We start from the raw sequence: 18,105 nt of genomic DNA, 5'->3' as shown, positions 1-18,105 counted from the left end.
CCGGCCGTGAGCTGCGCAAGATGTTCGCGTGGGTCAAGCCGACCGAGGGTGACTACGTCGAGGGCTCGGCCGCGCGCCCCGACCCGCGCCGCGCGAGCTCGAGCGCGGCGTGGCCGGCGAGCCGCGCGCCGGACGCGCCGATCGGGTGGCCGAGGGCGATCGCCCCGCCGTGCACGTTGGTCCGCTCGTGCGGGTACCGGAGGTCGGCGAGCGACCGCACGAGGACCGACGCGAACGCCTCGTTGATCTCGACGAGGTCGAGGTCGGCGACGGCCCACCCGGCGCGGGCGAGGGCGGCGGTCAGCGCCGCGGACGGCTGGGAGTGCAGCGAGGTGTCGGGCCCCGCGACCTGCCCGGACGCACCGATCTCCGCGAGCCACGGCAGCCCTCGGGCCTCGGCGCGCTCCCGGCTCATGACCACCACGGCCGCCGCCCCGTCCGTGAGCGGCGACGCGTTCCCGGCCGTGATCGTGCCGTCGGCGGCGAAGGCCGGGGCCAGCCGGGCGAGCGTCGCCGCGGTCGTGTCGGGACGGATGCCCTCGTCGGCGGCCACGCGTACGGGGTCGCCGCGGCGCTGCGGGACGTCGACGGGCACGATCTCCTCCGCGAGCACGCCGTCCTTGGCGGCGAGCGCTGCCCGGCGGTGGCTCTCGGCCGCGACCTCGTCCTGCTCCTCCCGCGTGATCCCGAGCCGGGCGTTGCCCCGCTCGGTCGAGGCGCCCATCGACTCGTCGTCGAACGCGTCGGTGAGCCCGTCGTGCGCGAGCGAGTCGACCGCCCGCACGTCGCCGAACGTCCAGCCGCGGCGCGAGCCGGGCAGCAGGTGCGGGGCCTGGCTCATCGACTCCTGCCCGCCCGCGACGACGACGTCGGCCTCGCCGAGCCGGATCGTGCGCGCGGCGTCGACGATCGCGCTGAGCCCGCTCAGGCACACCTTGTTGACGGTCGCCGCCGGGACCGACCACGGGATGCCGGCGCCGCGAGCAGCCTGGCGGGCGGGGTTCTGACCGGCGCCGGCCTGCACGACCTGCCCCATCAGCACCTGGTCGACGTCCTCGGGAGCGATCCCCGCCCGGTCGAGCGCACCGCGGATCGCCACCGCGCCGAGCTCGGCCGCGGTGAGCGTCGCGAGCCCGCCGCCGAGGCGTCCCATCGGCGTGCGCGCGAACGCCACGAGCACCACGTCCCGGCCGGTCACCGGAGCACCATCTCGGGGACGTCGCCCTCGACCGCGAGAGGCACGTCGGTCGTCGCGTCGAGGACGTCCTGGACGCTCACGCCGGGCGCGCGCTCGCGCAGCACGAGCCCTGCCGGGGTCACGTCGATCACCGCGAGGTCGGTGATCACGCGGTCGACGACCGCGCGGCCCGTGAGCGGCAGCGTGCACGCGGGCACGAGCTTCGCCGAGCCGTCCCGCGCGGTGTGCTCCATCAGCACGACGATGCGTCGCGCGCCGTGCACGAGGTCCATGGCGCCTCCCATGCCCTTGACCATCTTCCCGGGGATCATCCAGTTGGCGATGTCCCCGCCGACCGACACCTGCATCGCGCCGAGGATCGCGACGTCGACCTTGCCGCTGCGGATCATCGCGAAGCTCGTCGCGGAGTCGAAGAAGCTCGCGCCCGGCTCGACGGTGATCGTCTCCTTGCCGGCGTTGATGAGGTCGGGGTCGACGCCGTCCTCCGCCGGGTACGCGCCGACACCGAGGACGCCGTTCTCGGACTGCAGCACGAGCTCGACCCCGTCGGGCACGTGGTTCGGCACGAGGGTCGGCAGGCCGATGCCGAGGTTCGCGTACGTGCCGTCGACGAGCTCCTGGGCTGCGCGCTCAGCGAGCTGGTCACGCGTGAGCCGCCCGGTCACGACGCGCTCCCGGTGCGGTCGGTGCGGACCGTGCGCCGCTCGATGCGCTTGTCGGCGGCCTGCTCGGGCGTGAGCTCGACGATCCGGTCGACGAAGATCCCGGGCAGGTGCACCGCGTCGGGCTCGATCGCCCCGACCGGGACGAGGTGCTCGACCTCCGCGAGCGCGACCCGGCCGGCCGCCGCAGCGAGCGGGTTGAAGTTGCGGGCCGACGCGCGGAACACCAGGTTCCCGGCACGGTCACCCTTCCAGGCCCGCACGAGCGAGAAGTCGGCGGTGATCGCCCGCTCCAGGACGTACTCCCGCTCGACACCGCGGACCGTGAACCGGTCGACCGGCTTCGGCGGGGACGCCACGGCGACCCCGCCGTCGGGGTCGTAGCGCCAGGGCAGCCCGCCCTCCGCGACCTGCGTCCCGACGCCGGTCGCGGTGTAGAACGCGGGGATGCCGCTGCCGCCCGCACGCAGGCGCTCCGCGAGCGTGCCCTGCGGCGTCAGCTCGACCTCGAGCTCCCCCGCGAGGAACTGGCGCGCGAACTCCTTGTTCTCGCCCACGTACGACGCGATGACCCGGCGCACGCGGTGCTGCTGGAGCAGCAGCCCCAGACCCCAGTCGTCGACCCCGCAGTTGTTGCTCACGACCTCCAGGTCGTGCGTGCCGGCGTCCAGCAGCGCGCCGATGAGCACGCTCGGGATGCCGCAGAGCCCGAAGCCCCCGACCGCGAGCGTCGCACCGTCGGGGATGTCGGCGACCGCCTCCTGGGCGGACCGGACGACCTTGTCCATGGGCGTGCCTCCTCGCACCACCACGTGCACGGCAGCCTCGTGAGCGACGCGCGCACCTCTTCGGAGCACCGTAACCCCGCGCGTCGTACGCTGGCAGCACATCGGGCGATGGAGCCCAGACCTCACGAGGGCGCGGGCTCCGCCGAACAAACGGAGCACACCATGTTGCGTTCAGAGCTGCGTCCAGACGTCACCCCGCGAACGAGCCCCGCGAGCGCCGAGCCGGTCACGAACCCCGGCGACGCCCTCCCCCGGCCCGCGAGCCCCGAACCCGGGCCCGCGCCCGGCCCCGGAGCGGGGCCTGCCCCGGTCCAGCTCCTCGCGCCGGACGGCACCCGCCGGGCCGACCCCGAGCACGACCCGTGGGTCGCCGACCTCGACGACGACCGGCTCGTCGCGCTCTACGAGGACATGGTCGTCGTGCGTCGCCTCGACATCGAGGCGACAGCGCTGCAGCGCCAGGGCCAGCTCGGGCTGTGGCCGCCGCTCCTGGGTCAGGAGGCCGCCCAGGTCGGTTCTGCGCGCGCCCTCCGCCCGGACGACTTCGTGTTCTCGAGCTACCGGGAGAACGCCGTCGCGTGGTGCCGCGGCGTCTCGACGACCGACCTGGTGCGTGTCTGGAAGGGCACCGCGGCGACCGGGTGGGACCCGCGCGCCGTCGGGATGGCCACGCCGACGATCATCATCGGCGCGCAGACGCTGCACGCGACCGGCTACGCGATCGGCTGCGCCAAGGACGGTGTCGACTCGGTCGCGGTCGCGTACTTCGGCGACGGCGCGACGAGCGAGGGCGACGTGCACGAGGCGATGGTCTTCGCGGCGTCGTACCGCGCGCCCGTCGTCTTCTTCTGCCAGAACAACCAGTGGGCGATCTCGGAGCCCGTCGGGCTGCAGGCCCGGCGGCCGGTCGCGGACCGGGCCCCGGGGTACGGGATCCCGAGCGTGCGCGTCGACGGCAACGACGTGCTCGCCGTGACCGCGGTGACCCGCGTCGCGCTCGACCGGGCCCGCACCGGCGGCGGGCCGACGTTCGTCGAGGCCGTGACGTACCGGCGCGGTCCGCACACGACGTCGGACGACCCGACCCGCTACGTCGACCCGGCGGTGCACGAGCAGTGGGTCGCGCTCGACCCGATCGCCCGCGTCGAGCGGTACCTCGCCGACCGCGGCCGGCTGACCGACGAGCTGACCGGCGCGGTCACCGCCCGCGCCGACGCGGCGGCCGCCGAGATGCGCGCGGGCTGCCACGGGCTCGAGCCGCCGCCGCCGCTGAGCGTGTTCGACCACGTGTACACGACGCCGACGTCGTGGCTCGAGCGCCAGCGCAGCCAGTACGCCGCATACCTGGCGATGTTCGACGAGCGCGCCGGCGACGACACAGCGGGCGACGGCACGGCGGCCGGCGGCCCGGCGGGAGGCACCCGATGAGGGAGCTCACGCTCGGGGGTGCGCTCAACGCGGCGCTGCGGCGCGCGCTCGAGGACGACCCCACGGTCGTGCTGATGGGCGAGGACATCGGGACGCTCGGCGGGGTGTTCCGCGTGACCGACGGGCTGCAGCGCGACTTCGGCGCCGACCGGGTCATGGACACCCCGCTCGCCGAGGCCGGCATCGTCGGCACGGCCGTCGGGCTCGCCTACCGCGGGTACCGACCGGTCGTGGAGATCCAGTTCGACGGCTTCGTGTTCCCGGCGTTCGACCAGCTCGTCACGCAGGTCGCGCGGCTGCACCACCGCACGGGCGGCGCGATCCGGATGCCGATCACGGTGCGGATCCCCTACGGCGGCGGCATCGGCGCCGTGGAGCACCACTCGGAGTCGCCCGAGGCGTACTTCGCGCACACGCCGGGCCTGCGCGTCGTGACGTGCGCCGACCCCCAGGACGCGCACACGCTGCTCCGCCAGGCGATCGCGTGCGACGACCCGGTGATCTTCTTCGAGCCCAAGCGGCGCTACTGGGTCAAGGGCGAGGTCGACGACGTGATCGACGCCTCGACCGCCCCGATGGACACCGCGCGCGTCGTCGTGCCCGGGACCGACGTCACCCTCGTCGCGTACGGGCCGCTCGTGATGACCGCGCGCGACGTCGCGCTCGCCGCCGCGGACGACGGCATCTCGGTCGAGGTGGTCGACCTGCGCTCGCTGTCCCCGATCGACCTCGCGACCGTCGAGGCGTCGGTGCGGCGCACGGGCCGGCTCGTCATCACGCACGAGGCGCAGCAGCACGGCGGCCTCGGCGCGGAGATCGCGGCGAGCATCACCGAGCGGTGCTTCTACCACCTCGAGGCTCCACCGGTCCGCGTGACGGGCTTCGACGTCCCCTACCCCGCCGCCAAGCTTGAGGAGCACTTCCTGCCGGACCTCGACCGGATCCTCGACGCGGTCGACCGCGTGCTCGGCCGCGAGCACTCCCTCACCGGCTGGAGGGGCTGACGTGGCGATCGAGGAGTTCGCGATGCCGGACCTCGGCGAGGGGCTGACCGAGGCGGAGCTCGTGTCGTGGGAGGTCGCCGAGGGCGACACCGTCGCGCTCAACCAGGTGATCGCCGAGGTCGAGACGGCGAAGGCCGCGGTGCAGCTGCCGTCACCGTACGCGGGGGTCGTCGCGCGCCTGCTCGTCGAGCCGGGGACCACCGTGCCGGTCGGGTCGCCGATCCTGGCGGTCGACACGGCTCCGGGGCGCGGCGAGGGCACGCCGGCCGCCGCCCGCGCCGATGCGTCGTCCGCGGCGGCAAGGCGCGTGCCCGTGGCCACTACGGGGACTCACGAGACCTCCGCGTCGACGGCGCACGCCGCGTCGTCCCCCGCTGAGGCGCACGCGGAGTCGTCGCCCGCCGTAGCGCACGCCGCGTCGTCGGCGGCGGTGGCGGGCGCCGGAGGGCGGTCGCCGGTCGCGGCGCGCACGTCGGTGCTCGTCGGCTACGGACCCGCCGTCGCGACGACGGACCGGCCGCGGCGCCGGCCACGTGCGTGGCGACCGGCTCCCCCGGCCCCGCACACCGGGCGCGCACCGGCGGACCCGCCGTCGCCGGGCCACGCAGGTCCTCCCGTGCACGCCGCTCCAGGCGCCGCAGGGACCGTGCGCGAGCGGCCGCGCACGTACCCGCCGGTGCGCAAGCTCGCGCACGAGCTCGGCGTCGACCTGACGGGCGTGGTGGGCACCGGACCCGACGGCGTCATCACGCGTGACGACGTCCTGGCCCGCGCGCACCGGGATCCCGGGGCGGCGCCGGCCAGCTCCCCGAGGGACGGGACGCGGGTACCGGAGACACCCGGCGGGCCGCCGCGCGAGGAGCGCACGCCGGTCACGGGCGTCCGCCGCCGGACCGCCGCCGCGATGGTCGCGAGCGCGTTCACCGCACCGCAGGCCACGGTGTTCCTCACGGTCGACGTGACCCCGACGCTCGAGCTGCTCGACGACCTGCGCCGCGACCGGGCGCTCGCCGGCCACCGCCTCACGCTGCTCACGGTCGTCGCGAAGGCCGTCACGATCGCGGCCGCCCGCACGCCCGAGGTCAACTCCCGCTGGGACGAGGCCGCCGGCGAGATCGTGCAGCCGCACTACGTGAACCTCGGCATCGCCGCGGCGACCCCTCGCGGGCTGCTCGTGCCGAACGTCAAGGACGCGGACCGGCTCCACCTGGCCGCGCTCGCCGACGCGCTCACGGACTTCACGGAGCGGGCCCGTGCGGGCACGACCCCACCGGCGGACCTCGTCGGCGGCACGATCACGATCACCAACGTCGGGGTCTTCGGCATCGACGCGGGGACCCCGATCCTCAACCCGGGCGAGGCCGCGATCCTCGCGGTGGGCGCGGTGCGGCGCCGGCCGTGGGAGCACCGGGACCAGATCGCGCTGCGCAGCGTCGTGACGCTCGCGGTGACGTTCGACCACCGGGTCGTGGACGGCGAGCAGGCGGCGCGGTTCGTCGCCGACGTCGGCGCGGTGCTTGCGAACCCGGGGTCGGTGCTCGCGATGGTGTGACACCGGGCCGTGTCCCCGGGGGCGGTGCGGCGGGTCTGCCGAACCGCCCCCGGGGATCGCCTCCGGTGCAGCACACTGTCCGGATGCCCGCGTCGCCGCCGTCCGCTGGAGACCTCGTCCCGGAGCACCTCCGCCTCACGAGCGCGGGCCGGCGGTGGCGCCTGGCGGACCGTCACTTCCGCATCTCCGGGACGTGGCTCGGGCGCAGCGTGGCACCGTGGCGGTGGGTGTGCGCTCTGCTGCTGAGCGCATCGCTCCAGGCCGGCTCCACGGCGGCGCACGGCACGGCTGCGCTGCGGCCCTTCCCCCAGCCCGCCGTCGAGGGGGTGTGGAGAGGGATCGCCCGTGATCTCGCGCTGCTCGCCGCCGTCCTCGTGTTCTGCGTCGCGGTCGTCGGGATGCCGGTCGGCCTGCTGGTCGCCGTCACCAGTCCTGTCCTGGCCGCGGCGGCAGTCTGGGTGATCGAGCACCGACGACAGCTCCGGCTGTCCTGGCGGTGCCGGAACGATCAGCGCCGCGCAACCGAGCAGCTCGTCGCGTCCGGCCACACCGGCCCGATCGTGTGGTGCGACGTGCTGTCCGCGCAGGACGCTGACGACGCCGTGGCTCTCGGCCGGCTGTGGCTCGCGCACGCCGACTCCGCCGGGATCGCGCTCGTGACGACGGTCGCCGCCGCGCAGGTGCTGGATCCCGCCGGCGCAGGCGACTTCCGCGCCGTGCGCCCGGGTGCGGAGGTCCCGCTCGTGATCCGCGCCCCGCGGTCCGCGCCCGTGCCGGTGCCCGTGGTCTGACGGTCCCCGGAGGCGCCGGTGTCGGCGTGGCCCACCCGCCGAGGCGACCGGTCCTGACCCAGCGGGGTGCGGCGTGCGGCGTGCGGGCGTCGCTACGCCGGGTGCCCGAGCGCCGCGAGCGCCATCTCGGCGAGCAGCGCCTCGACCCGGGCGCGCGGGAGCGCCCGGGCGCTGTGCGGGGTCGAGTTGAGCAGCCCGAACGTCGCGTGCGCGCGCAGCCGCAGCTCGGGGCGGTCGGCCGTCGGGTCCAGGCGGGCCAGCACGTCGACCCAGAGCTCGACGTAGCGGCGCTGCAGGGTGCGGACCGAGCGGCGGTCGTGCTCGGCGAGCTGTTCGAGGTCGCGGTCCTGCACGCGGATGACGTCGGGGTCGGCGAGCGCGAACTCGACGTGGAAGGCGACGAGCCCGCGGAGCGCCGCCTCGTCGTCTGCGGCCTGGTCGACGACGGCGCGTCCGCCGTCGAGCAGCTCCGCGCTGACGCCGCCGAGGAGGGACGCGAGCACCGCGTGCTTGCCCGGGAAGTGCCGGTAGACCGCAGGGCCGCTCACGCCGGCGGCGGCGCCGAGGTCCTCCATCGACACGCCCTCGAAGCCGCGGAGCGCGAACAGGCGGGCCGCGGCCGTGAGCAGGGCGGCGCGACGCTCGGCCTTGGCACGCCCGCGGGCCGTGCCCGACGTGCCCGCCGTGCCGGTCACGCCCCGGCTCTCGCGCCCCGCCGCACCGTCGCCGGGTCCACCCCCGGTGGCGGCGCTGTGCGGACGGCTCCGCGCACCGGGGACCAGCGTGCCCGCCTCACCGCTCATGCCACGCTCCCGCCCGCCTCGTCCGCGCGCGCCCACCTCACGCACATCTCGGTGAACGAACACTAGCCGGATTCGGTGAATGGGTGTTCACTCGATCCGAGACCAGCGGTCCTCCGGACAGGAGCGTCGATGACGACGACCACGAGCACGGCCGACCCCGCTGCGCCGCCGCCTGCCGCGACGCCGTCCGCCGCCCGGGAGACCGCCCAGCGCGCGCTCGTCGACGAGCTTCGCGAGCGCCTGCGCACGGCGGCGCAGGGCGGCCCGATGGCCTCCCGCGAGCGCCATGTCGCGCGCGGCAAGCTCCTCGCCCGCGACCGCGTCGACGCCCTCCTCGACGACGGCAGCCCGTTCCTCGAGCTCGCGCCGCTCGCGGCGCACGGGATGTACGGCGACGAGGCACCCGGCGCGGGCGTCGTCGCGGGCATCGGCCTGGTCGCGGGCCGGCACGTCGTGGTGGTCGCGAACGACGCGACGGTCAAGGGCGGCACGTACTACCCGATGACGGTCAAGAAGCACCTGCGCGCGCAGGAGGTCGCACTGGAGAACCGGCTGCCGTGCGTCTACCTGGTCGACTCGGGCGGGGCGTACCTGCCGATGCAGGACGAGGTGTTCCCCGACCGGGACCACTTCGGGCGGATCTTCTACCACCAGGCCCGGCTGTCCGCCGCGGGGGTCCCGCAGGTCGCCTGCGTCATGGGCTCGTGCACCGCGGGTGGGGCGTACGTGCCCGCGATGAGCGACGAGACGGTCATCGTGCGCGGCCAGGGCACGATCTTCCTGGGTGGCCCCCCGCTCGTGAAGGCCGCGACGGGCGAGGTCGTGACGGCCGAGGACCTCGGCGGCGGCGAGCTGCACACGCGCGTCTCGGGGGTCGCGGACCACCTCGCGGAGGACGACGCCGACGCGCTGCGGATCGTCCGGCGCATCGTCGCGACGCTCCCCGCCCCGCGCGAGCACGCCTGGGACGTCACCGAGGTCCGGGAGCCGCTCGCCGACCCGGCCGGGCTGTACGGCGTCGTCCCGGTCGACCTCCAGGAGCCGTACGACGTGCGCGACGTCATCGCGCGGCTGGTCGACGCGAGCGAGCTGCACGAGTTCAAGCGCGAGTACGGCACGACGCTCGTGACCGGCTTCGCCCGCCTGCACGGGCACCCGGTCGGGATCGTCGCGAACAACGGCGTGCTGTTCGGGGAGTCGGCGCTCAAGGGTGCGCACTTCGTCGAGCTGTGCGACCAGCGCGGGATCCCGCTGGTGTTCCTGCAGAACGTCGTCGGCTTCATGGTGGGGCGGGACTACGAGGCGGGCGGCATCGCCAAGCACGGCGCCAAGATGGTCACGGCCGTCGCGACGGCCCGCGTGCCGAAGCTCACGGTCGTGATCGGCGGGTCGTTCGGCGCCGGCAACTACTCGATGTGCGGGCGCGCGTACTCCCCGCGGTTCCTCTGGATGTGGCCCGGAGCCCGGATCTCCGTGATGGGCGGCGCGCAGGCCGCCGCGGTGCTCGCGACGGTGCGCCGCGACCAGCTCGAGGCCCGCGGCGAGACGTGGTCGGCCGACGACGAGGAGCGGTTCGCCGCCCCCGTCCGGGAGCAGTACGAGCAGCAGGGCTCGCCGTACTGGTCGACGGCGCGGCTGTGGGACGACGGCATCCTCGACCCCGCGGACACCCGGCGCGTGCTCGGGCTCGCGCTCGACGTGTGCCGCGGCGTCCCCCTGGAGCCGCGGGCCGCGGCCGTGTACCGGATGTGAGCGCCGTGCCGACCGCCCCCGGGGCCTCGCCCGCTCCCCCGTTCCGCACCGTCCTCGTCGCGAACCGGGGCGAGATCGCCTGCCGCGTGATCCGCACGCTGCGCCGGCTCGGGATCCGCTCGGTCGCCGTCTTCAGCGACGCGGACTCGGGCGCGCCGCACGTGCGGCTCGCGGACGTCGCGGTCCGGCTCGGTCCCGCCGAGCCGCAGGCCAGCTACCTCGACGTGGACGCGGTGCTGCGTGCGGCGAAGGCGACCGGCACCGACGCCGTGCACCCCGGGTACGGGTTCCTGTCCGAGAGCCCCGCGCTCGCGCGCGCGTGCGCCGATGCGGGCATCACCTTCGTCGGCCCGCCCGTGCACGCCCTCGAGGTCATGGGCGACAAGATCGGTGCGAAGGCGCACGTCGCCCGGCTCGGCGTCCCGGTCGTCCCGGGGACGCACGAGCCCGGGCTCTCCGACGACGAGCTCGTCGCCCGCGCGGCGCACGTCGGGTACCCGCTGCTCGTCAAGCCCTCGGCGGGCGGCGGCGGCAAGGGGATGACGGTCGTGCGCTCCGCCGCGGAGCTGCCGGCCGCGCTCGCAGCCGCACGCCGGGTGGCCCTCTCGGCGTTCGGGGACGACGCGCTCCTGCTCGAGCGCCTGCTGACCGCACCGCGACACATCGAGGTGCAGGTGCTCGCGGACGCCCACGGCGCGGTCGTGCACCTCGGCGAGCGCGAGTGCTCGCTCCAGCGACGCCACCAGAAGGTCGTCGAGGAGTCCCCGTCCCCGCTCGTCGACGCCGCGACCCGCGCCCGCCTCGGCGAGGCCGCGTGCACGGTCGCCCGCTCGGTCGGGTACGCCGGGGCCGGCACCGTCGAGCTGCTCGTCGAGGCCGGTGCGCCCGAGGACTTCTTCTTCATCGAGATGAACACGCGCCTCCAGGTCGAGCACCCGGTCACCGAGCTCGTCACCGGGATCGACCTCGTCGAGCAGCAGCTGCGCGTCGCCGCGGGCGAGCCGCTCGGGCTGACCCAGGACGACGTGCGCCTCACCGGCCACGCGGTGGAGGCCCGCGTCTACGCCGAGGACCCCGCGCGGGGGTTCCTGCCGACGGCCGGGCGCGTGCTCCTGCTCGACGAGCCGTCCGGGGACGGGGTCCGGGTCGACAGCGCGCTCGCCGTCGGCGGCGAGGTGGGGTCCACCTACGACCCGATGCTCGCCAAGGTCGTCGCGTGGGGGCCCGACAGGCCGACGGCTCTCGCGCGGCTCGACGCGGCGCTCGCCTCGACGACGGTGCTCGGGCTCACGACGAACGTCCCGTTCCTGCGCCGGCTCGTCGCCCACCCGGAGGTGCGCGCGGGCCGCCTCGACACCGGGCTCATCGAGCGTCACCTCGACGAGCTGGCCGCGCCGGCGCGCGTGCCGGACGCGGCACTCGTCGCGGCGCTCCGGGCCACCGCCGACCGCACGGGCACGGGCGTGAGCGCGGGGTCGGCGTGGGACCGCGACGGGTGGCGGCTCGGCGAGCACGCCCCGACGGTGCACGTCGTCACCTCGGGGGACGGCGAGCGGACCGAGGTCGCCGTGCTCGGCCCCGCGGACGACGCCCGGGTCCGCCTCGACGGCGGGCCGCCGGTACGCGCGCACCTCGCCCCGGTCGACGCCACGACGACGCAGCTCACGGTCGACGGGGTCGTCCGCACCGTGCGCGTCGCGTCGGACGGCGCGACGACGTGGGTCGGGGGCGACGGGTCCGCCGTCGCGCTGCGCGTCTCGGGCCGGCTCGACGCGCTCGCCGAGGCACGCACCCACGTCGACCGTCCCGCCGGGGCGGCCGACCCCGTGGTCCGCTCCCCGATGCCCGGGACCGTCGTCGCGGTCGACGTCGCGACCGGCGACCACGTGACCGCCGGGCAGCCCTTGCTCACCGTCGAGGCGATGAAGATGGAGCACCGGCTCACGGCGACGACCGACGGCGTCGTCACCCTCCAGGCCCGACCGGCCGACCGGGTGGCGCTCGACCAGGTGCTCGCGACGATCACGCCGCACGGCACCGACCGCACCGGGCAGGACACCACCGGGCAGGTCACCACCGCGCCCGCCGAGGAAGGGACCCGATCATGAGCCACGAGCTCACCGACGCCCAGCAGCGCCTCGTCGACGAGGTGCGCGACTTCGCCGACACCGTCGTCGCGCCCGCCGCGTACGAGTACGACACGAAGCGCGAGCTGCCCTACGAGATCCTGGCGCAGATGGGCGAGATGGGCCTGTTCGGGCTGCCCTTCCCGCAGGAGTACGGCGGTCAGGGGCGGGACTACCTCGACCTGTGCCTCGCCGTCGAGCAGCTCGCGCGCGTCGACCAGTCGATCGCCGTGACGCTCGAGGCGGGCGTCGGGCTCGGCGCGATGCCGGTGTGGCGCAGCGGGACCGACGCGCAGAAGAAGGAGTGGATCCCGATGCTCGCGCGCGGCGAGGCGCTCGCCGCGTTCGGGCTCACCGAGGCCGAGGCCGGCTCGGACGCCGCCGGGACGCGCACCACCGCGGTCCTGGACGGCGGCGACTGGGTCATCGACGGCTCGAAGCAGTTCATCACCAACTCCGGGACGCGGATCACCCGGCTCGTGACCGTCACGGCCGTCACGGGCGAGACGACCCGGCCCGACGGCTCGGTCCGCAAGGAGCTGACCGCGTTCCTCGTGCCGGCCGGCACCCCGGGGCTGCACGTCGGTCCGGCCTACGACAAGGTCGGCTGGCACACCTCCGACACGCACCCGCTCGTGCTCGACCACGTCCGCGTCCCCGCGGAGAACCTGCTCGGCGAGCGCGGGCGCGGGTTCGCGAGCTTCATCCAGACGCTCGACGAGGGCCGCGTCGCGTTCGCCGCACTGTGCACGGGCGCCGCGCAGGGCTGCCTCGAGGAGGCGATCCGGTACGCGGGGACCCGCCGGGTGTTCGGCCGGACCATCGGGGAGAACCAGCACACCCAGTTCACGATCGCCCGCATGCAGGCACGCACGCACGCCGCCCGCCTCGCCTACCTCGACGCGGCGCACCGCCTCGTCGCCGGGCGCCCGTTCAAGCTCGAGGCCAGCCTCGCGAAGCTCATCGGCAGCGAGGCCGCGATGGCCAACGCCCGCGACGCCTCGCAGATCTTCGGCGGCTACGGCTTCCTCAACGAGAACCCCGTCGCGCGGCACTACCGCGACTCCAAGGTCCTCGAGGTCGGCGAGGGCACGACCGAGGTGCAGCTCATGGTCATCGCGCGCGAGCTCGGGCTGGCGGGACGGTTCTGATGCGCGACGCCGTGCAGCGCGGCCTCTGGTACGAGGAGCTCGAGACCGACGTGCGCTACCTGCACCGCCCGGGCCGCACGCTCACCGAGGCCGACAACGTCGCGTTCACCACGATGACGATGAACACCCAGCCGCTGCACCTCGACGCGGCGTGGTCGGCCGGCCAGCCGTTCGGGCGCCCGCTCGTGAACTCGATGCTCACGCTCGCGACGCTCGTCGGCAGCTCCGTCGCGCAGCTCACCCAGGGCACGCTCGTGGCGAACCTCGGGCTGACCGACGTCGACTTCCCGCACCCGCTGTTCCCGGGCGACACGCTCTACTCCGAGACGGTCGTGACCGGCAAGCGCCTGTCCGCCTCGCGCGAGGGCCAGGGCGTCGTGACGTTCGCGCACACGGGCCGCAACCAGGACGGCACCGTGGTCGCGACGGCGACGCGGACGGTGCTGCTGTGGCGCGCCGGGGCACAGCCGTGACGGCGGCCCCGCTCGGACCTGCGTTGCTGTTCTGCCCCGGTGACCGCCCCGACCGCTACGCGAAGGCCGCCGAGCGCGCCGACGCCGTGGTCCTCGACCTCGAGGACGCCGTCGCCCCGCCGGCGAAGGCCGCCGCGCGCACCGCGCTCGTCGGGACGCCGCTCGACCCGGAGCGCACGGTCGTGAGGGTCAACGCCGCCGGGACCGCGGACCTCGCCGCCGACCTCGACGCGCTGGCCCGTACCCCGTACCGGACCGTCATGCTGCCGAAGACGGCGAGCGCCGCCGACCTCGACGCGCTCGCGCCGTTCGCGACGATCGCGCTCGTCGAGACGGCCGCCGGGGTGCTGCACGCCGCCGAGATCGCCGCCGTCGCGCACGTCGTCGCGCTGCACTGGGGCGCCGACGACCTCGTGGCCTCGCTCGGCGGGACGGCGAGCCGGCACCCGGACGGGCGCTGGCGGGATGTCGCCCGGCACGCACGTGCGACCGTGCTCGTGGCCGCCGGCGCGCACGGCAAGCCCGCGTACGACGCGGTGCACATGGACATCGCCGACCTCGACGGCCTGGCCCGCGAGGCCGAGGACGCCGCCGCGTCGGGGTTCGCCGGCACGGCGTGCATCCACCCGAGCCAGGTCGACGTCGTGCGGGCCGCGTTCCGGCCCGACGGCGCGACCGTCGACCGGGCCCGCCGGCTGCTCGACGCCGCCGCCGGCGAGCGCGGCGTGTTCCGGTTCGAGGGCCGGATGGTCGACGGTCCGGTGCTCGCGCACGCGCGCGAGGTGCTGCGGCGGGCGGGGACCGCGTCGCCGGGGCGGGCCTGGACCGCCTGAGGGCCGCGCTCGCAGCTGCTCACCGCGCGGAGCAGTCCGCATCTGCGTGGGTATCGCCCAATTCGTGACGTTTCTGCGGAGCCGGTGACCGGCGCTGCGCGTCGACATCGGGCAGCAGACCGGCTGGGGCCGCAGGCGGGTCGCCCCGGGCACGACGAAGGCCGGCGCCCCAGGACGCCGGCCTTCGTGACGAGCCGCCCGTGACCGGGGCTCGGGTGGAGCGGGTCAGGCGATCCCCTCGGCCCCGATCCGTGCGCCGTCCGGCACGGTGGACGGCTCCCCCGGGTCGGACAGCCGCGCGTCCCCGGTCACGACGACGTCGCGGCCGAACGTCCAGTCGCCCTGCACGCGCAGGGCGGACGCACCGGCGAGCGACGGGGCGACGGGGATGCGCTCGTCGAACGTGCCGATCGTCTTGTAGTGCGTGCTGTCGAGGTCCACGAAGGGCGCGTCCACGACGGCCTCGAGCCGGTGGTCCTCGGTCGAGCGGTACACGTCGGAACGCAGCACGAGCAGGTCGTTCGTCGTCTTGACCGGCAGGAACCGCGAGCGGTCCACCTCGAGCACGACCGCGCCGTCGAACACCTCGATCGCCGCGCCCATCGCCGACTCGATCTGCACCACGGGCGTCGACGAGGAGTCGGTCGGGTCGACCGTCTTGTCGTTGCGGATCAGCGGCAGGTCGAGCACGCCCCCCGTGCGCTCGAGCTCGTCGGCCAGCGCCGGCAGGTCCAGCCACAGGTTGTTCGTGTTGAAGAACGGGTGCGTCTCGATGTCCGCGGCCGCCTCGGCGTCCTCGGGCAGCGTCTGGGCGGTCTCGCGCAGGACGATCCGCCCGTCCGCTGCCCGCACCACGAGGTGGCCGCCCTTGCGGTCGGCAGGCGTCCGGCGCGCGACCTCGGCCGCGAACGGCGCGCCCGTCGAGGCGAACCAGCCGGCGATGCGCGCGTCGGGCGACGCCCCGAGGTTGTCGGAGTTGGAGACCGAGGCGTACCGGTAGCCCGCGTCGAGCAGGCGCTCGAGCGTGCCCGACGCGTAGAGCGCGGTGTACAGGTCGCCGTGGCCGGGCGGGCACCACTCGAGGCTCGGGTCCGCGGGCCAGTCGACGGGCGTCAGGTCGTCGGCGCGCAGCTTGGGCTCGCGGTTCTGCAGGAAGTCGAGCGGCAGACCCTCGACGGCGAGCTCGGTGTGCGGCGCGAGGGCCTCGATGGTGTCCTCGCGCGTGCGGAAGCTGTTCATCAGGACGAGCGGGAGCCGCGCGCCGGTCGCGGCACGCGCGGCCAGGACCTGGTGGGCGATCACGTCGAGGAAGGTCTGGTCGCCGCGCACGCGCAGCAGCGACTTGGCGCGGTCCATGCCCATCGAGGTCCCGAGGCCCCCGTTGAGCTTGATGACCGCGGTCACGGCGAGGGCCTCGCGGGCCGCCTCGTCGGGCACGTCGAGGTCGGACAGGTGAGGGACGTCGGTCAGCGGGCGCACGTCCCTCTCGGCGATGGCGCCGGTCTCCCCCGACTCGAGGAGACCGTAGAAGCGGGCGAAGACGTCGATCGCAGTGGGCGCCACCCCTGCGTCCGTCATCTTCCGGCGGGCCTGGTCCAATCCGTCAGCGCTCATGCTTCGAGACTAGGGGCCGGGCAAGTCGGTGCACACCCGGCGCCCGACCCGTGGGCCGCTCCCTCGGCACCGGGCGGCGCAGGTCCACCGTGGCGTCGACGCGGGTTCGCCCGGTCGCCCTCGGGTGTTCGGCCGCACGTCACGCGCCTCGGGCGAGCCGCCTGCGCCGTGTCGGACGACGTGGCTACCGTGACGCCATGCCTCAGCCCTGGACCGTCGAGCAGGCGCTCGCGCTCGCCCCCGACGCGTCCTCGGCCGCGGCCGGGCGCAAGCTCGCGACGTCGGGCTCGTGGACCTCCACGGGTGCGGCGCCGGGCGTCGTGTGGGGGCTGTGCGCCGGCTCCGGGAAGACGCCCTACCAGACCGTCGTCGACCTCACCGAGCCGGCGTTCGCCTGCTCGTGCCCGAGCCGCAAGTTCCCGTGCAAGCACGCGCTCGCGCTGCTCGTGCGGTGGGCCGGCGGCGAGGTCGCCGAGCAGGAGGAGCCGGCCGACTTCGCCGCGACGTGGCTCGAGGCCCGGGCGGCGCGGGCCGCACGCAGCGCCGAGCGGGCCGAGGTCCGCGCCGAGCGCACCCCGGTGGACCCGCGAGCCGCCGGCCGGCGCGCCGAGCAGCGCGAGCAGCGGGTCTCGGCCGGGGTCGCCGAGCTCGAGCGCTGGCTGCGCGACCAGGTCCGCACCGGCGTGGCGTCGGCGGACACCGCCGGCTACGCGCTGACGGACCCGGTCGCCGCCCGGCTCGTCGACGCGCAGGCACCCGGGCTCGCGGCCGCCGTCCGCCGGCTCGCCTCGGTCGCGGCGTCGGGTGAGGGCTGGCCGGGGCGCCTGCTCGAGGAGCTCGCGCTGGTGCACCTCCTGACGACCGCGCACGGCCGGCTCGACGCGCTCCCGGACGACCTCGCCGCGACGGTCCGCACGCGCGTCGGCGCGACGGTCCGGACCGAGGACGTGCTCGCGGGGCCGCCCGTGCGGGACCGCTGGGACGTGCTCGCGCTGCGGGACTCCTCGGACGGACGCCTCACGACCCGGCGGGTGCACCTGCGTGGAGCGGGCACGGGCCGCGACGCGCTCGTGCTGTCGTTCGCGGGGCCCGGTCAGGTGCTCGACGTCTCGCTCGTGCCCGGCACGTCGCTCGACGCGGACCTGCACCTCTACCCGGGCGCGCTCCCGCTCCGTGCGGTCGTCGGCGCCCGCCACGGCGAGCCGCGCCCCTTGTCCGTCGTGACGGGCTGCGGCGTGGGGGACGCGCTCGCGGCGTGGGCGGGCGCGCTCGCCGCGGACCCGTGGACGAGCGACCTGCCCGTCGTGCTGGCGGGCGTGCACGTCGTCCCCGCCACGGGCGGTGCCCCCGACGGCTGGCTCGTGGCGGACGCGGCCGGCGACGCGCTCCCGCTCGTCGCCGCGCCAGGGCTCTGGACGGTGCTCGCCGTCGCGGGCGGCCACCCTGTGACCCTCGTCGCGACCCTGACCCCGCGCGGGATCCGTGCCGAGTCGGTCCTGGCCGACGGCGCACTGGTGCCAGCATGAGCGCCGTGGAGCCGGAGGGTGCGGCGCACGGGAGCGCGCTGCCCGGCGTCCCTGGGGCCGACAGGCCGGCGCCGGTGGGTGCGCCGCCGGTCGGGGGGCACGCCCGCGCGCTGGAGTGGGACGACCTCGTGACGTCCGCGCTGCTCGGGGTGACGCGGCGCGCGTTCGACGCCACGGCCCTCCCGGGCGAGGTCGGCCGGCTCGCGGCGACGCTGCCGGGCACCGACGCACCGGGACGCCTGCTCGACGCGGCGGCGCTCCTGACGACGATGCGGCGCGCGGGAACGCGCCCGCTCCCCGCCCCGCCGCCCGCGCCGGCCCGCCCCGCCGCCCCCCCCCCCCCCCCCCCCCCCCCCCCCCCCCCCCCCCCCCCCCCCCCCCCCCCCCCCCCCCCCCCCCCCCCC

At 75.9% G+C, this 18,105-nt stretch carries 16 protein-coding genes; 11 read left to right on the top strand and 5 right to left on the bottom strand.

Annotated features, from left to right (window positions below; all coding sequences use genetic code 11):
• Positions 1-52: 52 nt before the first annotated feature.
• The 3 genes from AB6N24_RS19255 to AB6N24_RS19245 are packed head-to-tail and all read right to left on the bottom strand — an operon-like array spanning position 53 to position 2,648.
• On the bottom strand, positions 53-1,198 hold the full coding sequence (locus AB6N24_RS19255) for an acetyl-CoA C-acetyltransferase (RefSeq protein ID WP_412870991.1): 1,146 nt from the start codon (positions 1,196-1,198) through the stop codon (positions 53-55).
• Positions 1,195-1,863, bottom strand: coding sequence for a 3-oxoacid CoA-transferase subunit B (locus AB6N24_RS19250; RefSeq protein WP_412870990.1), 669 nt, complete (start codon positions 1,861-1,863; stop codon positions 1,195-1,197). The genes AB6N24_RS19255 and AB6N24_RS19250 overlap by 4 nt, the downstream gene beginning before the upstream one ends.
• Entirely contained in the window at positions 1,860-2,648 is a 789-nt protein-coding gene (locus tag AB6N24_RS19245) for a CoA transferase subunit A (RefSeq protein ID WP_412870989.1), read from the bottom strand. The genes AB6N24_RS19250 and AB6N24_RS19245 overlap by 4 nt, the downstream gene beginning before the upstream one ends.
• Positions 2,649-2,810: 162 nt before the next feature.
• Between AB6N24_RS19245 and pdhA the strand changes: the two genes are divergently transcribed.
• From pdhA to AB6N24_RS19225, 4 genes are all read left to right on the top strand, one after another.
• Entirely contained in the window at positions 2,811-4,076 is a 1,266-nt protein-coding gene (pdhA, locus tag AB6N24_RS19240; RefSeq protein ID WP_412870988.1) for a pyruvate dehydrogenase (acetyl-transferring) E1 component subunit alpha, read from the top strand.
• Positions 4,073-5,080, top strand: a complete 1,008-nt coding sequence (locus AB6N24_RS19235; RefSeq protein ID WP_412870987.1) for an alpha-ketoacid dehydrogenase subunit beta — start codon at positions 4,073-4,075, stop codon at positions 5,078-5,080. The genes pdhA and AB6N24_RS19235 overlap by 4 nt, the downstream gene beginning before the upstream one ends.
• Before the next feature lie 22 nt (positions 5,081-5,102).
• Entirely contained in the window at positions 5,103-6,632 is a 1,530-nt protein-coding gene (locus AB6N24_RS19230) for a dihydrolipoamide acetyltransferase family protein (RefSeq protein WP_412870992.1), read from the top strand.
• An 83-nt stretch (positions 6,633-6,715) separates the two neighbouring features.
• On the top strand, positions 6,716-7,423 hold the full coding sequence (locus AB6N24_RS19225) for a hypothetical protein (protein WP_412870986.1): 708 nt from the start codon (positions 6,716-6,718) through the stop codon (positions 7,421-7,423).
• A 92-nt stretch (positions 7,424-7,515) separates the two neighbouring features.
• On the opposite strand, the gene AB6N24_RS19220 is transcribed toward AB6N24_RS19225, so the two are convergent.
• The gene (locus AB6N24_RS19220) at positions 7,516-8,118 is read right to left on the bottom strand and encodes an SACE_7040 family transcriptional regulator (RefSeq protein ID WP_412870985.1); all 603 of its coding nucleotides are present in this window, start codon (positions 8,116-8,118) and stop codon (positions 7,516-7,518) included.
• A gap of 237 nt (positions 8,119-8,355) precedes the next feature.
• Here AB6N24_RS19220 and AB6N24_RS19215 point away from each other — a divergent pair, with 237 nt between their 5' ends.
• The 5 genes from AB6N24_RS19215 to AB6N24_RS19195 are packed head-to-tail and all read left to right on the top strand — an operon-like array spanning position 8,356 to position 14,561.
• Positions 8,356-9,978: a carboxyl transferase domain-containing protein gene (locus tag AB6N24_RS19215; RefSeq protein ID WP_412870984.1), complete on the top strand. Its 1,623-nt coding sequence runs from the start codon at positions 8,356-8,358 to the stop codon at positions 9,976-9,978.
• 5 nt (positions 9,979-9,983) lie between these two features.
• Positions 9,984-12,086 carry an ATP-binding protein gene (locus AB6N24_RS19210; RefSeq protein WP_412870983.1) on the top strand — a complete coding sequence of 701 codons (2,103 nt, stop codon included), beginning with the start codon at positions 9,984-9,986 and terminating at the stop codon, positions 12,084-12,086.
• Positions 12,083-13,255 (top strand): acyl-CoA dehydrogenase family protein, encoded by a 1,173-nt coding sequence (locus AB6N24_RS19205; RefSeq protein WP_412870982.1) that lies wholly within the window; start codon positions 12,083-12,085, stop codon positions 13,253-13,255. The genes AB6N24_RS19210 and AB6N24_RS19205 overlap by 4 nt, the downstream gene beginning before the upstream one ends.
• Positions 13,255-13,728, top strand: coding sequence for a MaoC family dehydratase (locus AB6N24_RS19200; protein WP_412870981.1), 474 nt, complete (start codon positions 13,255-13,257; stop codon positions 13,726-13,728). The genes AB6N24_RS19205 and AB6N24_RS19200 overlap by 1 nt, the downstream gene beginning before the upstream one ends.
• Positions 13,725-14,561 (top strand): HpcH/HpaI aldolase/citrate lyase family protein, encoded by an 837-nt coding sequence (locus AB6N24_RS19195; RefSeq protein ID WP_412870980.1) that lies wholly within the window; start codon positions 13,725-13,727, stop codon positions 14,559-14,561. The genes AB6N24_RS19200 and AB6N24_RS19195 overlap by 4 nt, the downstream gene beginning before the upstream one ends.
• 225 nt (positions 14,562-14,786) lie before the next feature.
• On the opposite strand, the gene AB6N24_RS19190 is transcribed toward AB6N24_RS19195, so the two are convergent.
• Positions 14,787-16,175: a UTP--glucose-1-phosphate uridylyltransferase gene (locus AB6N24_RS19190; RefSeq protein ID WP_412870979.1), complete on the bottom strand. Its 1,389-nt coding sequence runs from the start codon at positions 16,173-16,175 to the stop codon at positions 14,787-14,789.
• A gap of 197 nt (positions 16,176-16,372) precedes the next feature.
• On the opposite strand from AB6N24_RS19190, the gene AB6N24_RS19185 reads away from it, so the two are divergent.
• Both AB6N24_RS19185 and AB6N24_RS23150 read left to right on the top strand, forming a co-directional pair.
• Positions 16,373-17,701 (top strand): SWIM zinc finger family protein, encoded by a 1,329-nt coding sequence (locus AB6N24_RS19185; protein ID WP_412870978.1) that lies wholly within the window; start codon positions 16,373-16,375, stop codon positions 17,699-17,701.
• The coding region (locus tag AB6N24_RS23150; protein ID WP_489672066.1) for a DUF5691 domain-containing protein at positions 17,698-18,105 on the top strand (408 nt) is incomplete at its 3' end. The genes AB6N24_RS19185 and AB6N24_RS23150, both read left to right, overlap by 4 nt.

This window comes from Cellulomonas jepli, from assembly GCF_047229345.1.
Taxonomy (GTDB): Bacteria; Actinomycetota; Actinomycetes; order Actinomycetales; family Cellulomonadaceae; genus Cellulomonas_A.
This window is presented reverse-complemented; position numbering and strand designations above follow the sequence as displayed.

Coding starts and splice junctions, on each gene's coding strand:
- AB6N24_RS19245 (WP_412870989.1), bottom strand. CDS start 2,648: ATGGACAAGGTCGTCCGGTCCGCCCAGGAGGCGGTCGCCGACATCCCC.
- pdhA (WP_412870988.1), top strand. CDS start 2,811: ATGTTGCGTTCAGAGCTGCGTCCAGACGTCACCCCGCGAACGAGCCCC.
- AB6N24_RS19235 (WP_412870987.1), top strand. CDS start 4,073: ATGAGGGAGCTCACGCTCGGGGGTGCGCTCAACGCGGCGCTGCGGCGC.
- AB6N24_RS19230 (WP_412870992.1), top strand. CDS start 5,103: ATGCCGGACCTCGGCGAGGGGCTGACCGAGGCGGAGCTCGTGTCGTGG.
- AB6N24_RS19225 (WP_412870986.1), top strand. CDS start 6,716: ATGCCCGCGTCGCCGCCGTCCGCTGGAGACCTCGTCCCGGAGCACCTC.
- AB6N24_RS19215 (WP_412870984.1), top strand. CDS start 8,356: ATGACGACGACCACGAGCACGGCCGACCCCGCTGCGCCGCCGCCTGCC.
- AB6N24_RS19205 (WP_412870982.1), top strand. CDS start 12,083: ATGAGCCACGAGCTCACCGACGCCCAGCAGCGCCTCGTCGACGAGGTG.
- AB6N24_RS19200 (WP_412870981.1), top strand. CDS start 13,255: ATGCGCGACGCCGTGCAGCGCGGCCTCTGGTACGAGGAGCTCGAGACC.
- AB6N24_RS19190 (WP_412870979.1), bottom strand. CDS start 16,175: ATGAGCGCTGACGGATTGGACCAGGCCCGCCGGAAGATGACGGACGCA.
- AB6N24_RS19185 (WP_412870978.1), top strand. CDS start 16,373: ATGCCTCAGCCCTGGACCGTCGAGCAGGCGCTCGCGCTCGCCCCCGAC.